We start from the raw sequence: 14,941 nt of genomic DNA, 5'->3' as shown, positions 1-14,941 counted from the left end.
ACTAACAGGATATGAAGGGACAGTTTACCTGTCTCTAGTCCTTGGAAAACGGGGGTATGAACGTGGCCATTTTAGTAACAGGTGGAGCAGGATATATTGGAACTCATACATGTATCGAATTACAAAATGCAGGGTACGAAATTATTGTAGTGGATAGCTTTGCAAACAGTAAACAAGAAGCTTTAACACGAGTGGAAGAAATCACAGGGAAGAAAATTAAATTCTATAACGTCGATCTACTCGATAGAGAAGCTCTAGAGAAGGTGTTCTCAGAAAACAGGATTGAGTCCGTTATCCATTTTGCCGGACTAAAAGCAGTAGGGGAATCTGTCTCCATTCCATTGCACTACTACCATAATAATATTACAGGAACACTTATTCTTGCAGAGGTTATGCAGAAATTTGGCGTTTACAAGATGGTATTCAGCTCATCAGCAACGGTTTATGGCATGCCAAAACAAGTCCCAATCTCAGAGGACTTCCATCTACATGCAACCAATCCATACGGTCGAACGAAATTAATGATCGAGGAAATCTTAGGAGATTTATATGTTTCAAATAAGGATTGGAGTATTGCACTCCTTCGCTACTTCAACCCAATTGGTGCTCACGAGAGTGGACGAATTGGCGAGGACCCGAACGGAATCCCAAATAACCTCATGCCGTTTATTACACAAGTTGCGGTAGGGAAATTAAATGAGCTAAAAGTCTTCGGAAGCGACTACACAACAGTTGATGGCACAGGAGTCAGAGATTACATTCATGTCGTTGACCTAGCGAAAGGTCACTTAAAAGCACTAGAAAAGGTGAACAACTCAAATGGGGTAGAGGCATACAACCTTGGGACAGGAAAAGGGTATAGTGTCCTTGAAATGGTACACGCTTTTGAAGAGGCTTCTGGAAAGAAAGTTCCTTACAGCCTAGTGGACCGAAGACCAGGTGATATTGCCGAATGCTTCGCCGACCCAACCAAAGCAAAAGCTGAATTAGGCTGGGAAGCAGAAAAGGGACTAGAAGAGATGTGTAAGGACTCTTGGAAATGGCAGTCTAGTAACCCCGAGGGGTATGGGAAGTAGATGCCCTGTGCCGCGAACCGATTTTTCATGTGTCACAAGCTAATTAAATGGTCTCGATGACTGGGGTCATAAGAAATGGCGACTAACCACTTTTAAAGTGATTAGTCGCCATTCGTTTTTAGTTTATAAGGAATTGCTTAAGAGCTTCTTCTGTTAAGGTTTTTGATGGATGATGTAAAATATTATTTTCTGTTATACCACCAATGAAGTTTCCAGGATTAGTGATTTCAATCTTTCTTTTATATGGTTTTAGCATTGTTGAGCCATACGGATGGTGGCACCACATCTTATAGCAACAACTCACACAACTGTCGAATCAATCGAGTAGCAAGTATTCTAAAATCCACAAAGGAAAGCCCCCATTCAGCTGAACGGGGGCTTTCCTCACAAACTTCTCTTACCCGTCTATCCTCTCAATAGTCCTCCGAATCTTCTGCAAGGCATACCGTCTCCATGACTTCACTGTATCTTTGCTAACCCCCAATTGTTTGGCAATTTGATTTTGTCCTTTACACTCTATGAAGTGAAGGATGACCCAGCGCCGTTGTTCTTTTGTTAGCCCTTCGCAATAGTCTAAGATCGTTTCCTGTTCTAGTGGAAGGGTCAATTGTTGATCTTCTGTGGTATCGATTAACACTTCTGTTAAAGTAGCTTGGCTATCTTCTATCCGTTTAGATTTTCTTAAATAAGTCAGAAGCTTCCCACGAATGGTTTGAAAAGCAAACGTCCGGAAGCTAGCCCCATGACTTTCATCGAAACGTACATATGCTTCCCATAATCCGATTAATCCTTCTTGATAATACTCATCCTGATTCTTATATAAATGAAGCTGATTGATTGCATAATGAATTAACCATTCTTCTTCCTCATAAATCCTCTGGAATTCTGGTAATGAATGCAACACTACATATCCTTCTAAAAAACGCGCTTTTTCAATTATTCCGCCGGTAGGTATATCGTAGAATAGTTTACATTCGTTTTCATATGATAGAACGGGTAGTTTGCTAGTGAAGTAAGAGCCGGAATTGGTAGTTTGTCCTAGGGAGTATTGTGAGTATGAAGGACCAGGAAACTAGAATACTAGGAATAGTCGTACAATTTGTAGGGGTGCTTTTGTCATCACTCAAATATGAATAGTGAAGTGTTTTTTAAGAGTGTAATGAAACGCAAATAATATATAAGGATAGTTTTAAAGCCCTCCTACGGTACTTGAAAAATAAGTGAAATTTAAGTTGTAAAAATGATGGGAAACCTTGGGTATAAATGCGGGAAGTGGTAGAGGTTTCCAAGCCCATTTTAAACGGGCTAATAGTCCGTCCCATAGTAATAATGGTCTAGTTGAAATATAATTTGTCAAAAGAGTATAAAAATTTGACAAATTCATCATTTAATAACAATAAAATACAAATTTCGACACGTGGTATTAAAGGACGTATCAATCAAGGTGGTAGAAGTTGGGAAACGCAGAAACATCAGGGGTACTAAAAGAAGATTGAAGACTACCTAGAAGTGAAGGTGAGCACTGTGAAAATTAAAGAGTTGATAACCAAAATTAACAAGTCAATTGATGATGTGGATTTAGTCACGGCTAGAATATTAATTGAAGCGAATATTGATATCCTTAATCAATACAGAAGTATCCTCACCGGAAAAACACGTGAATTAGTTAAATTTCTAACCACTCGATTAGAATCAGGTGAAGAACAATTAACCAGGTCAGAAATGGCTACCGTTATGGCTGTAAACAGTTTTGCCACAAAATTTGATGTGCGTTCAATAAAAACCGCTATTAAAGGGAAAGAACAACTTCTATTAAAAAGTGATTTTTTGAATCATTTAAACTCGGATGCGAAAGTGATCTTAGAAGGTATGGGAGCAATAGAATCAAAGAAAAGCAGCGAGGTATTCTAACAATTCATCATAAAAAGGGAATACTTATAAGCAAGAGAGAGAGATGGCAACAGGAAAGGTATTTTTGGAGGATTTTTCACAAACACACTTCAAAGAATGGGTAAAATGGTAGGAGCAAAGGATGTACTCGTGACGAATTCGAGTGAGCTCTCGTCGATCAGTCAAGATACAGCAGCTGGTTCAGAAGAAGTAGCGGCATCCATCGAAGAAACAACAGCATCCATGGAACAACTAAACCAAATGGCCTTTGAACTTGAGAGCTATGCAAGAGAAATAAATGACGAGATTAGAAAATTCACCTTAAAGAGGGTGTTCAAAAAGTCCGGCAAAAATAGCTTCAAATTTCTTCGTCAGCTCGTCTCTCCGCTCCTCACGTATACAAAACATACGCTCCGGTGCTCAAGACTTCGCTTCCTCGAACTTCTTTGCTCTTTTTGTCCTCCTTTTTGAACAGACTCTTAAAATAAAAATAGGCAACAAAAACCAATCCAATAGTCTTGGGTTGGTTTTTGTTAAATACTAGTATTGACTCAGAAAAAAGCCAAATACTATAATAAGAGTAGGTAATCTAGCACATATGGGGTGAAGTTTTGAAGATTGAAAGCGTAATTATTTTCGTGAATAGCATGTGTGATGATTCCAGGTACTCTAGTGCACGAGATATGATTAACAATGAATGGGTACGTTTAACGGAAGCTAAAAATTATGTGATGTTAAATGGAAACGCCCAGGAATTTATTAAGATTATAAAAGAGGAAAAAGAAAATGGATCTTTTGACATATTAACTTTTCCTGACAAGAAAAAATTAAATTTGTTTAATCAGTATGTCAGGGAAACAAAATTACATCATGCGAAGCGAATCTTCATAGAACAGCAAGTCCTTCTTGAGAAACCTGCAGCCCAGAATTGGCTTACTTCAGAAGCTAAAATTTATTATGATGCCTGGAAACGAACGAATTAATAGTGTCATCACTTGAATGTACATGTTTCACAAACCAATAATGTCTTTTGAATATGGAGTATAATACAAAATGCAGATCAATTACACTCCGAGAGTGGTTATTTTGTAGGCCTTAAGGTTTTTCCTAGTACTCCAATTGCGCTTAGTGTTAAAAATAACCCAAATTACCTCGGGTTGGTTTATGTTTAATACATATTATGATATAAAAAATAGAAGCAGGTGAAAACATAATGGAAGATAAAATTCTGGCTGCATTACAACAAACTAACGTAAAACTTGACTGTCATAGTGAAAAGTTTGATCTTATCAATGAACAATTTAAAGAGCATCCTGGTATATTACCAACTTTAAGAAGTAGCACTGAGTTTACTTCGGCTGAAATTAGCGAATTTAGGCTTCAAAATGCTAAACATTTTGGTGAAATAAAAAGACAATCTAAAGAAATCGAATTAGCATAGACATATTAAAAGAAGAGACTTGTAACAATAAGAAAGACATTCGTCGTGTTCAACAAACGATGGGGATGAGCTAAATCACTTTTGCAAAAACGACCTTTTGACAAATCAACTTCTTGTAAAACCAATTCAACCTAGCCTCTAGAATAATACTTCAAAGAAAATCAGTATATACAAAGCCCCTTTATGCATAAAAATATCATAATTAGTTGTGCAATAATTATAATTAGTATCGCCAGTCACCGCATGAATTTTATTGTTTTACATTAGCTTATTTCCGAGAATTGGGTTTCGCTCAAGTCCTGTAAAAAAAAGGGAACTAGAAGATTATGTCCTTCTTGGCATTTGCGGCCATACTGGAACGATTTTAGTTGCCTATGCTTTATTTAGATTAAATGTACCAGGCAAGAAAATCATTTAGCTGGCTTGTAAGTGACGGCGCTTTCAGACCTTCTTTTTCAAATGACTAATCAACGGGCTACTAACCTGTGACCGGAAGCCTAAATGTGAGCTAGTTAAAATCAAGAATATAAACGATATGTGGCACCCGGATACCATTTAACAGTAGTATATAGGATTGTAAGAGTTTCGGGACAACCAATGAGGGATGTCCCGTTTCTCCTTCACCTTGCTAGGGTGAGAACATTTGAGGGGAAGTTTTATATAGATGGATAACCAACAATTACTAAACAGTTTTGAGGAGCAATTCCCAACAGGTGATACGAAAGAGGTTCGCTTCTTTTTTTCTCCGGGTCGTATAAATTTAATAGGAGAGCATACCGATTACAACGGTGGCCATGTATTTCCTTGCGCCATTACTTTTGGAACCTATGGAGTGGCCAGAAAGCGAGAAGATCATCTTATTTGCTTATACTCTATGAATTTTTCAGAATCAGGCATCATTGAATTCTCTCTAGAGGATTTGGATTATAAAAAAGAGCATGATTGGGCCAATTATCCAAAGGGAATGATTCGTTATATAAAGGAAGCGGGCTCCACACTAAAAAGCGGGTTGGACATCCTTATCTATGGAAACATTCCAAATGGAGCAGGTCTTTCCTCATCTGCCTCTCTGGAAATGTTAATTGGCGTGATGTTGAATGAGATGTTTGATTTAGACATCGAAAGACTGGATCTTGTGAAGCTTGGGAAGAAAGTCGAAAATGAGTTTATTGGTGTAAACAGCGGGATTATGGATCAATTTGCAATCGGCATGGGAAAGAAGGGTTTTGGCATGTTGCTTGACTGTAATACGCTCAAGTACGAGTATGCACCCATTCATTTAGAGAGCCATCAGATCATTATTATGAACACAAACAAACGAAGAGAGCTGGCGGATTCAAAATACAATCAGCGCCGTAGTGAATGTGGGACAGCCCTTTCTCGTTTACAAAAAGGTGTTTCGGTTCAATCTCTAGGTGAGCTAACTGAAGAAACATTCCAAGAAAATAAGTCCTTCATAAATAACCCCACACTGGAGAAACGAGCTGAGCATGCCGTCTATGAAAACCACCGGACATTGAAGGCTTTGCAAGCACTCAAAGAAGGGGAGCTTACAGAATTCGGTCGGTTGATGAACGAGTCTCATCATTCTTTACGAGACAAATATGAAGTGACAGGAATGGAACTAGATACCCTTGTTGAGGCAGCCTGGCAGCAAGACGGAACTCTTGGAGCTCGCATGACAGGGGCTGGTTTCGGTGGATGTGCCATCGCCATTGTTGAGAAGGATAAAATAGAGGAATTCATAGCGGATGTTGGAAAAAAATATAAGGACAAAATCGGTTATGAGGCAACCTTTTACGTGGCAAGTATTGGAGACGGTGCAAAGGAAATTCAACTAGAGGTCTAATCCAAACATGGCACCTTCACACCCGAAAGGCAAAAATCAGTAGGGGGATTTTTCTATGCATGTTTACTCTGTCATACAGGGCTTTCTTCAAAAGGCGATTACAGTGGAAATGATTCATCCTGATGATGAAATATACGTCCGAAATCAGATGATGGCACTACTAGCATTTGATAGCTTTCCAGATGTGGTAACAAGTCAGACAGATCAGGAAATACCGGAGCTGTTAGATCAACTTGTGGACTATGCGATCGAAAAGGGTCTCATTGAGGATTACTTGGATGCAAAAGAGATCTTCTCTAGTCAGCTAATCAACCTTTTCATCCCAAGCCCATCATATGTAAATAAACAATTTTATCAGTTATATAAGCAAAATCCAGAAAGATCGACTACGTTTTTCTACCAATTAAGCACCAATAGTAACTATATTAAAAAACGGGACGTCGCGAAGAATATAAATTATACAGTAGAAACAACGTACGGGGAGCTTGATATTACCATCAACCTGTCAAAGCCTGAAAAGGATCCAAAACAGATTGCGATGGAAAGAGAGATTAAATTTAATTCCTCCAATTACCCGAAATGCCTTCTTTGTGTGGAAAATGAGGGGTATGCAGGAAGAATTGGTCACCCGGCCCGTTCTAACCACAGAATGATTCGCTTGGAATTAAAAGAGGAACCTTGGTTTTTTCAATACTCCCCGTACGTTTATTACAATGAACACTGCATTTTGTTGTCAGGTGAGCACCGGGATATGAAGATTAATAGAGGAACCTTCGCAAGGTTATTAGATTTCGTTGATCTATTCCCACACTATTTTGCGGGGTCAAATGCCGATCTTCCGATCGTTGGCGGATCTATCCTAAACCATGATCATTACCAGGGTGGAAACTATGAATTTGCAATGGCAAGGGCGAAGGATGACTATGTCTTCACGATCAATTCCTACCCATCCATCCAAGCTGCAACCGTTAAATGGCCAATGTCGGTGATTCGTCTAAGAGGTACAGACAAAACCGAACTAATTGATGCTTCTGACTATATTTTAGAAAAATGGAAAAATCATACGGACAGGGAAGTTGAAATCGAAGCATACACAGATGAAACTAGCCACAATACCATTACACCGATCGCCCGAATGAAAAATAGAAACTATGAGGTTGATCTTGTATTGCGAAACAATCGGACCAGCGAAGAACATCCTTCTGGAATCTTCCACCCACACTTGGATGTGCATCATATAAAAAAGGAAAACATCGGCTTAATCGAAGTCATGGGGCTTGCTGTCTTACCACCAAGATTAAAAACGGAGCTTGAAGATGTGAAGAAATTTATACTTGGTGAACCACAGAATCTAGAAGCGACCCATCTACCATGGGCAGAGGAACTAAAGAAACAGTATGGAACAAAAACAACGATTGATACAGTAGATGAAATCGTTCGACAAGAAGTAGGGAAAAAATTCTTAAAAGCACTAGAAGATGCAGGCGTTTACAAACGGGATGAGGCAGGACAAGTTGCCTTCCGCCGCTTTGCTTCTATATTATAATGAATTGGAGGTAAACCAATGAGAGTGGAACAGAATATATTTGGAGAAGTAAACGGCCAGACGATCACGTCCTACACAATGGTGAATGACGCTGGTATGAGAATAGAGAGCATTGATTACGGATGTATTGTTACAAAGTTACTAGTCCCAGACCGACATGGCACATTTGAAAACGTGGTGCTCGGCTTTGACACGACCCGGGAATATGTAGAGCACTCTCCTTACTTTGGAGCAGTGGTTGGTCGTTTTGCCGGAAGAATTAAGGGGGCCGAGTTCTCGCTAGATGGTATCTCCTATCAACTTGCGAAAAACAACAGTGGAAACCATCTGCATGGTGGACTAACAGGGTTTGATAAAGTCATATGGAACACCGTGGTTACAGAAAACAATGATTCGGTGAGTATCGAGTTTTCCTATTTAAGCAAGGACGGCGAAGAAGGATACCCTGGAAATTTGCAAATGAAGGTAACGTATACATTAACAAACAACAATGAACTTTTCATCACATATAAGGGCGAATCAGACCAAAAGACCCTACTTAATGTCACAAACCATTCGTATTTTAATTTATCAGGAGACCACAAAAGAGATGTTCTTGACCATGTGTTAACCTTGAAAAGTGATTGTTTTGTCGAACTTGATCAAGAACTAATCCCAACTGGTGAAATTCTCCCTGTTAAAAATACTGTGTTTGAATTCAAAGAGGGTAGACGTATCAAGGATGGCGTAGAAGCAGACCATCCTCAAACGATACTTGCAGGAAAAGGGTATGATCATCCCTTTTTGTTAACGGAGAACAATAATCAAGAGATCATTTTACGCGATGAAGAAAGCGGTCGAGTGTTAACCATTGAAACAGACCAGCCTGCTGTCGTGCTCTATATGGGGACACAACTATCAGATGATTTCACCATTCGCGGAGCACAATCACGAAACTATCTAGGATTATGCTTAGAAACACAAGGACTGCCAGACTCGATCCATCATCCACATTTCCCATCCAGTATTTTAGATAAAGATGAAGTTTTCCATTCCACGACGAAATATAGTTTTACTACGATATAAGCCAGGGGGACAGGTACCTTGGCCCATAGTCAGGGGGGAAGCCAGAGCCAAGGGGACAGGTAACGTGTCCCAAAATTCCAACTAAAATTGTCTATCATTGCAGGATATTCACGAATTGTGTGGAATATTGTAAAAAAAAGTATGCCTCAATACTTTTGTTTAAGACTCATAAACGAATGCAGTGGAAATTTGACGATTGGATGTGATGTCGATATATAAAGAATTTCTAATTTTCTAGGCCCTCATAAAAATCCTATTGGGCTTACGGTCCCTAAGTCCCCCATGCGGTAAGGCGAATGCAGTAGCCTAATACACAACTACCGAGGGACGATGTACCTGTCCCTATGACCCACAAAACCCCCAAATAAAGCCTCGAGGTGATCCAAACATGCCAAGGGTAGCACGGCGAAAGAGTATCAGTGGAATATATCATGTAATTTTGAGGGGAATTAATAAACAAACGATCTTTGAAGATGATGAGGACAAGGGAAGGTTTTTAGAGACACTGAAAAAATATAAAGAATTATGTAATTATCAGCTTTATAGTTATTGTTTGATGGACAATCATATTCATTTGTTAATGAGAGAGTCGGATGAATCCATTTCGAATGTTATTAAGAGGATAAGTTCAAGTTATGTGTATTGGTATAACTTGAAATATGATCGTTGTGGCCACTTATTTCAAGAACGTTTTAAGAGTGAAAATGTAGAGACCAAAACTTATTTTATGAATGTTCTTAGATACATCCATCAAAATCCACTCAAGGCAGGCCTAACAAGAAATGTGTTCGAAAGTAAGTGGACTAGCCTAAACGAGTATTTCGGGAATATCAACATCGTGGATACCGACCTAGGACTTAAACAATTTTCTCCCGACAAAGAGACTGCAATTACGTTGTTTAATCACTTTATGACCGAACATAATGAAGATCAATGCTTAGAGTACAAAATAATAGCCAGGAAGTCTGATGATGAGGTAAGAGAGGAACTTGAAAAGTTGGGAATTCCCAGCACCTCTGTATTACAGGCACTTGAAAGAAAGAGTAGAGACGAAGCTTTAGGTCGTTTAAAAGAGTTAAGCGGAATCTCGGTAAGACAGTTATCAAGAATCACAGGGATTTCAAGAAGTGTTATTCAGCGTATTCAATAGGAGGATAGGGCAGATTCATTGTCCAAAATAAAAATAGATGGGACAAGGAAGCTGTCCCATCTATTTTTATTTTAAGAACCTATAAGTGCAAAAAAAGAGACAGTTTTAAAATCCCTACTATTGTCATAAGGATGAGCTTTTTAGGGTCATGGTGCCTGTCCCTCTGACCCGTAAATGGGTCAGGGGACCTGTCCCCTCGGCTCTATAGTGGAAGTATAATCAGAAAGGTAGTCCCATTTTCTGTGCTTGAGAACAACTCAATAGTCCCATAGTGATTCTCGACAATCCTATGAACAATGGTTAATCCTAAGCCGGTTCCAGATTCCTTTGATGTTAGAAAGGGTTCAAAAATGGTCTTTTGTAAGTCTATCGGAATGCCAAATCCCGTATCCCGAATAAATAGCTGATACGATTCCGGTAGAAGCTTTGAGTAAATAGAAATGGTTCCTTTGCCACCTATCGCTTCGCTGCTATTTCGTATTAAATTGTACATGACTTGTGTCATTTGTTTTGGATCGAGCAACAAAGGGACACGGTGTAAATTCACATTAAATTCTAACTTTTGCTTCTCATCGTGTTGATTGTACAAAGGGAGGATTCCTTTAATAATATCCTCTAAATAGGACTTGGTTAACAAGGGTGCACTTGGTTTAGCAATCAAAAGCATTTCTTCAATAATGGAGTTAATACGATCAAATTCTTTGAGTAATAGTGGTATATGGAATTTTTCTCGTTCAGCCTCTGTAAACGATTCCTTCATAAGTGTTAAGAAGCCATATATGACGGTAAGTGGATTCCGAATTTCATGGGCCGCTCTTGCTGATATTTCTCCGAGGAGGGCAAGCTTTTCGGATTGATGGATTCGTTTTTCTAGTTCCTCTACTTCTGTAATATCCATAAAATAGTGAATTCTACCAACATGATTGTTATTTTGGTCGATTAATTCTGATTTCGATACGAGCAAATGGTGTTCTCTATTAGGTAATTGAAAGGTTGCTTTTATATTTTGGATATTTTTTCCGGATGAAATCAATTCCCAAAAATGTTGATTTGACATGGGTAGGTTTTGACTCTCTAAGAGTTCTTTTACTTTGTTATGAGTCAAATTTAATAGTCGGGAAGCAGAAGTATTAAGGTAATTTTCGGATGTTATATCGTTCACTGTGATAATTCCAACGGGTAAAGAGTTAAGAATCTGCTCTCTGTAAGTCTTGTCGTTGGAAACCTCCATGTATAACAAGTGATACTTTCTAAAGGCTACCGATAGCAAGACAATCACGAAAGTAAAGAGAATTAATCCAGTAATAGGGTATGATTCGAGTAGAATCATTAATATTGGAGCTAGTGCTAGAGTAACCATATAATTGGGAAGGGATTCTCGAAATTCGGTAAAAGTAGAAAGAAGGCTAACTGAAGCTGCAAGGTAATAGTAGAATCCAATAAACATCACATTGATAAAATAATAACACACTAAAGCGGAAAAATAGGACCCTAAATCGCTAACAGAAAAAAAGCCAACTTCACCACCTGTAAAAGTAAATATATAATAAGAGCTAGTAATCATGGCGGAATAGATAGATAAATTAAAAACATGCTTCCACAAGGCTATGTTACGTTTGTATAAGCCAAAAATGACGCTATTCACCGTCAAGATTAGTAGTGTAAATTCTAGTCCGAAAATAAAGATAGTAGCCAAGTATATAGTAGAGTCCATACTCATGCCATTTTCACTATTCGGGAAAATAATATGATATTGATTCAATAAAAAAATGGTAAAGATGAATATAATTAGCAATACCCACTCAGAGGTATTATCAATTTTAGGAAAAGAAAGATGACTATATAGTAAAAAAATGCCCAACAGAGCGACGAATAAAATGTATATATTTGTACTTTTTAAAACGTTAAAAGTCTTCAAATTCATATGGTATCACTCACTAGCAAATTGTGTCATTAAGGAAGTCAATTACTTCAATATACCTTAATTTTAAATTGAATTCCTTCTTATTGCAATGCTTTGGTAAATAATTGAATATATGATTTTACGAGGTCTTATTCTCCTTTTTTGAAATTACAAAAAATGGCTACCACTTAAGGTAGCCTAACTTCTTTTAATACATTCATAAATCGGTCCTTATACTTTTCTTCAATCATACTAATAAATGGTCTCACAAACTCTGGATCAAATTGCTTGCCAGAACAGCGTCTTAATTCATCAATTGCTTCCTCGAACGTCCTTGTAGCTTGATATGGACGCTCTGTTGTCATTGCATCAAAGGAGTCAATAATACAAAGAATACGAGCTAGCTTCGGAATATTCTTGCCGGCTAAGGCGTGTGGATAGCCTTTTCCATCGTAACGTTCATGGTGTAGCTCGATCAATGGTAATAGCTCGTCGTATTTTTTTGTTGAGGCAACGATTTCTTTCCCGAAGATCACATGCTTCTTCATCATTTCCCATTCATGGGGATTAAGTTTACCCTTTTTATTGATTACATCTCTAGGAATTTCGAGTTTACCAATATCGTGAATGAGAGCACCCAAAATAAGAGATCTTTTTTCACTATCATGCAGGTTCAATTTCTCACTGATGTCAGCTGCATAGGTGAATACCCGCTTACTATGCTGGTATGTATACATATCCTTTGATAAGAAGATTTGCAATTGCTGTTCAAGGCACTCAACGTCTTTTAAGATTTGAAGGCCACCCTGGTAGACATCGTTCCCTTCATGGTAAATCTGAACACTATTCTTTCCTTGTGCCTTCGCATAATAGAGGGCATGATCGGCTTTCTTTAGTAGCTCTGTTGAATCTAGAATCCCTTGCTCGTACTCGACAATTCCAGCGGAGAAGGAAATACAGCCTAACGGCAGATCCTCTGCTCCAAAAATATATGTATCATTCAATTTTTTTCTTAGCTTATTTAAAAAAGTGAAGGCTTCACTATGAGTTGTATTGGGCATTAGTAACGCGAACTCTTCCCCACCATAGCGAGCAACAATATAATCCTTTTTTGATGTGTTATCTGTTAGAAACTCACCCAAGAACTGAAGAAAAACGTCACCTTCTAGATGTCCGTTCATATCATTGTATCTTTTGAAATCATCAATATCTAGTAAAGCAACACAGAATTGTAACCGTTTATCTTCTCTAGATTTGAAAATGCCATCAAGTCTTAGTTTGAAGTATCCATGGTTGTATAAGCCAGTAAGGAAATCCTTTGAAGCTTTTTCTTCTAGGCCTTCATATAAATTGAAGAATTTTGTATAGGCAAAAGAGAGCAGCACCGTTAATAATGTGAATAAAAATAAACCGAAAAACTTTGCTTCCCTTAATAAGATGGTTAAAACTAGTGCTAGCATTAATATACTTAAGTAGCTAACGATTGATTCTCTAATAATACCTTTGTCAATAAATCCTTTAATAGCCTTAAAAAGAGGTTGAGGTGAAGAAAAGTAAAAAAATATCCAAATTAAAATTACATTGATTAAGAAGTAAACTGAAAGTGATATAGCATAGGGTGCTAGGTTAGATATGTCCATCGCTCCAGCAACCCCACCAAAGAGAGTATATGAATAGTAAGAGATAATGATCATAAATGAGTATGTTGCAAAATTAAAGAAGTGCTTCCACCAAATAGTCTTATAACTAAACAAGGCATAAACTATACTACTTAATAGTAAAATCATCAGTGGGATGTTAATTCCGAAAATAAAAATACATGCTAAATAAATGGAAGAATCCATGGAGAGAGAATTTCCAGATGGAAGGAGTTTAATATTAAATGAATTAAATAAAAGAACTGATCCTGTTAACGAGTAAATAAGAACCCAGAGTGACAGGTTATTTACTTCATAGTTAAAGTGAACAATAAATAACATAATTCCAGTTATGCTTATTAATCCAACATATAGATTACTAATTTTTAATGCATTCGACATATATAATCACACTCGCAAGTTCTTAAAGTTTCAAGGAGTAATCATAATGATTACTCCTCTACTAAGTATTAATGGAGCTTGTAACCAGATGTTAAAGCAACAATAACAGTACCAATAACTAATAGATTAATAATAGCATTTTTTGTTCTTGCGTTCATGTTTATCTCACCTCCTTTAAATAGTTGCTTCTGCATGGGTATCTACATCTTTGACTTTGGGTTTCACCATGAGGTTCTGGATAAATAAGAAGACTCCGATGTTCATGACGACATCCCCAATGCTAATGACCTGTTCTTTTGGATAGGGCGCCGATAATGGAATGATATCCCCGAGTAAGGCTAGTCTAGTAGATTCGGTGATGAGGGCATGCTTTCCGTATAATCCATTTTGTAAGACTTCAATGAAGAAGGGGTCAAGAATACTGGCTGCTTCTGGGGAAACGGGCATTCTTCCGCCGTTTGCTGCCATGACGATAAAGTTTAGCAGGACACCGATAAAGATTAGAGTAAAGCCAGGGTGATGACGATTAATATATAAGAAAAGTAATCCTATGACATAAACGAGTAAAAAAATATAGTTACTATAGGCGCCTATTACCTCGAATTTACTTTGGGTAAGGAAGACGACGATTTGAATGAGCAATAGTATGGGGAAAATCCATCTTGCTTTGAGCTTCATATCTGCGAAATTTAAAAAATTCCCACCTCGAAAAAGAGCGATAACGATTGCAATAATAATACCGTCGAAAACCATATTAGTCCTCCAATAAATAGACAATTTTTTTCAATAAATGCACAACACTCTAAATCTTAGCAAATTTTGTATTTATTGCAATAGTAGAATAGAGTAAAAGACCATTACATACTACGTTTTTGTCTAAATGAATCGAAAGTACTAGACGTATACCCCTGATTATTGCGAACCTGTCATGAACCATGGGGACAGGTTCCTTTGACCCATTCTTTGATTAGCGTGCATTTGA

General features: G+C 37.8%; 13 protein-coding genes. 9 read left to right on the top strand and 4 right to left on the bottom strand.

All coding sequences use genetic code 11. From position 1 onward, the window contains the following. The first annotated feature begins 62 nt into the window (after positions 1-62). A complete protein-coding gene (gene galE / locus ACOI1C_RS06840; RefSeq protein WP_422509313.1) occupies positions 63-1,076 on the top strand; it encodes a UDP-glucose 4-epimerase GalE in 1,014 nt (337 codons plus the stop codon). A 397-nt stretch (positions 1,077-1,473) separates the two neighbouring features. Here galE and ACOI1C_RS06835 read toward each other — a convergent pair whose 3' ends face one another. Further along, the gene (locus tag ACOI1C_RS06835; RefSeq protein WP_422509311.1) at positions 1,474-1,980 is read right to left on the bottom strand and encodes a sigma-70 family RNA polymerase sigma factor; all 507 of its coding nucleotides are present in this window, start codon (positions 1,978-1,980) and stop codon (positions 1,474-1,476) included. A 611-nt stretch (positions 1,981-2,591) separates the two neighbouring features. On the opposite strand from ACOI1C_RS06835, the gene ACOI1C_RS06830 reads away from it, so the two are divergent. From ACOI1C_RS06830 to ACOI1C_RS06795, 8 genes are all read left to right on the top strand, one after another. After that, positions 2,592-2,987: a hypothetical protein gene (locus ACOI1C_RS06830; protein WP_422509309.1), complete on the top strand. Its 396-nt coding sequence runs from the start codon at positions 2,592-2,594 to the stop codon at positions 2,985-2,987. A gap of 105 nt (positions 2,988-3,092) precedes the next feature. Beyond that, positions 3,093-3,437 (top strand): hypothetical protein, encoded by a 345-nt coding sequence (locus ACOI1C_RS06825; RefSeq protein WP_422509307.1) that lies wholly within the window; start codon positions 3,093-3,095, stop codon positions 3,435-3,437. Positions 3,438-3,577: 140 nt separating this feature from the next. After that, complete coding sequence (locus tag ACOI1C_RS06820) at positions 3,578-3,949, top strand: hypothetical protein (protein WP_422509305.1); 372 nt, start codon at positions 3,578-3,580, stop codon at positions 3,947-3,949. A gap of 230 nt (positions 3,950-4,179) precedes the next feature. After that, positions 4,180-4,407, top strand: coding sequence for a hypothetical protein (locus tag ACOI1C_RS06815; protein WP_422509303.1), 228 nt, complete (start codon positions 4,180-4,182; stop codon positions 4,405-4,407). A gap of 664 nt (positions 4,408-5,071) precedes the next feature. Then, positions 5,072-6,256, top strand: a complete 1,185-nt coding sequence (locus tag ACOI1C_RS06810; protein ID WP_422509301.1) for a galactokinase — start codon at positions 5,072-5,074, stop codon at positions 6,254-6,256. A gap of 55 nt (positions 6,257-6,311) precedes the next feature. Then, positions 6,312-7,802 (top strand): UDP-glucose--hexose-1-phosphate uridylyltransferase, encoded by a 1,491-nt coding sequence (galT, locus tag ACOI1C_RS06805; protein ID WP_422509299.1) that lies wholly within the window; start codon positions 6,312-6,314, stop codon positions 7,800-7,802. A gap of 18 nt (positions 7,803-7,820) precedes the next feature. Further along, positions 7,821-8,867 carry an aldose epimerase family protein gene (locus ACOI1C_RS06800; protein WP_422509297.1) on the top strand — a complete coding sequence of 349 codons (1,047 nt, stop codon included), beginning with the start codon at positions 7,821-7,823 and terminating at the stop codon, positions 8,865-8,867. Between the two features lie 388 nt (positions 8,868-9,255). Further along, positions 9,256-10,017 carry a transposase gene (locus ACOI1C_RS06795; RefSeq protein ID WP_422509295.1) on the top strand — a complete coding sequence of 254 codons (762 nt, stop codon included), beginning with the start codon at positions 9,256-9,258 and terminating at the stop codon, positions 10,015-10,017. A 202-nt stretch (positions 10,018-10,219) separates the two neighbouring features. On the opposite strand, the gene ACOI1C_RS06790 is transcribed toward ACOI1C_RS06795, so the two are convergent. The 3 genes from ACOI1C_RS06790 to ACOI1C_RS06780 form a co-directional block, all read right to left on the bottom strand. Continuing rightward, positions 10,220-11,731, bottom strand: coding sequence for a two-component system sensor histidine kinase NtrB (locus ACOI1C_RS06790; RefSeq protein ID WP_422509293.1), 1,512 nt, complete (start codon positions 11,729-11,731; stop codon positions 10,220-10,222). Positions 11,732-12,108: 377 nt separating this feature from the next. Beyond that, entirely contained in the window at positions 12,109-13,959 is a 1,851-nt protein-coding gene (locus tag ACOI1C_RS06785; protein ID WP_422509291.1) for a diguanylate cyclase, read from the bottom strand. Positions 13,960-14,133: 174 nt separating this feature from the next. After that, positions 14,134-14,712, bottom strand: a complete 579-nt coding sequence (locus tag ACOI1C_RS06780; RefSeq protein ID WP_422509289.1) for a DUF5317 domain-containing protein — start codon at positions 14,710-14,712, stop codon at positions 14,134-14,136. Positions 14,713-14,941 lie beyond the last annotated feature (229 nt).

Origin of the sequence: Bacillus sp. DJP31 (genome assembly GCF_049310945.1) — a bacterium.
In the GTDB taxonomy this organism is placed as follows: Bacteria; Bacillota; Bacilli; order Bacillales; family SA4; genus Bacillus_BS.
Note: the sequence above shows the minus strand (reverse complement) of the source record. Positions and strands in the feature narration are given on the sequence as shown.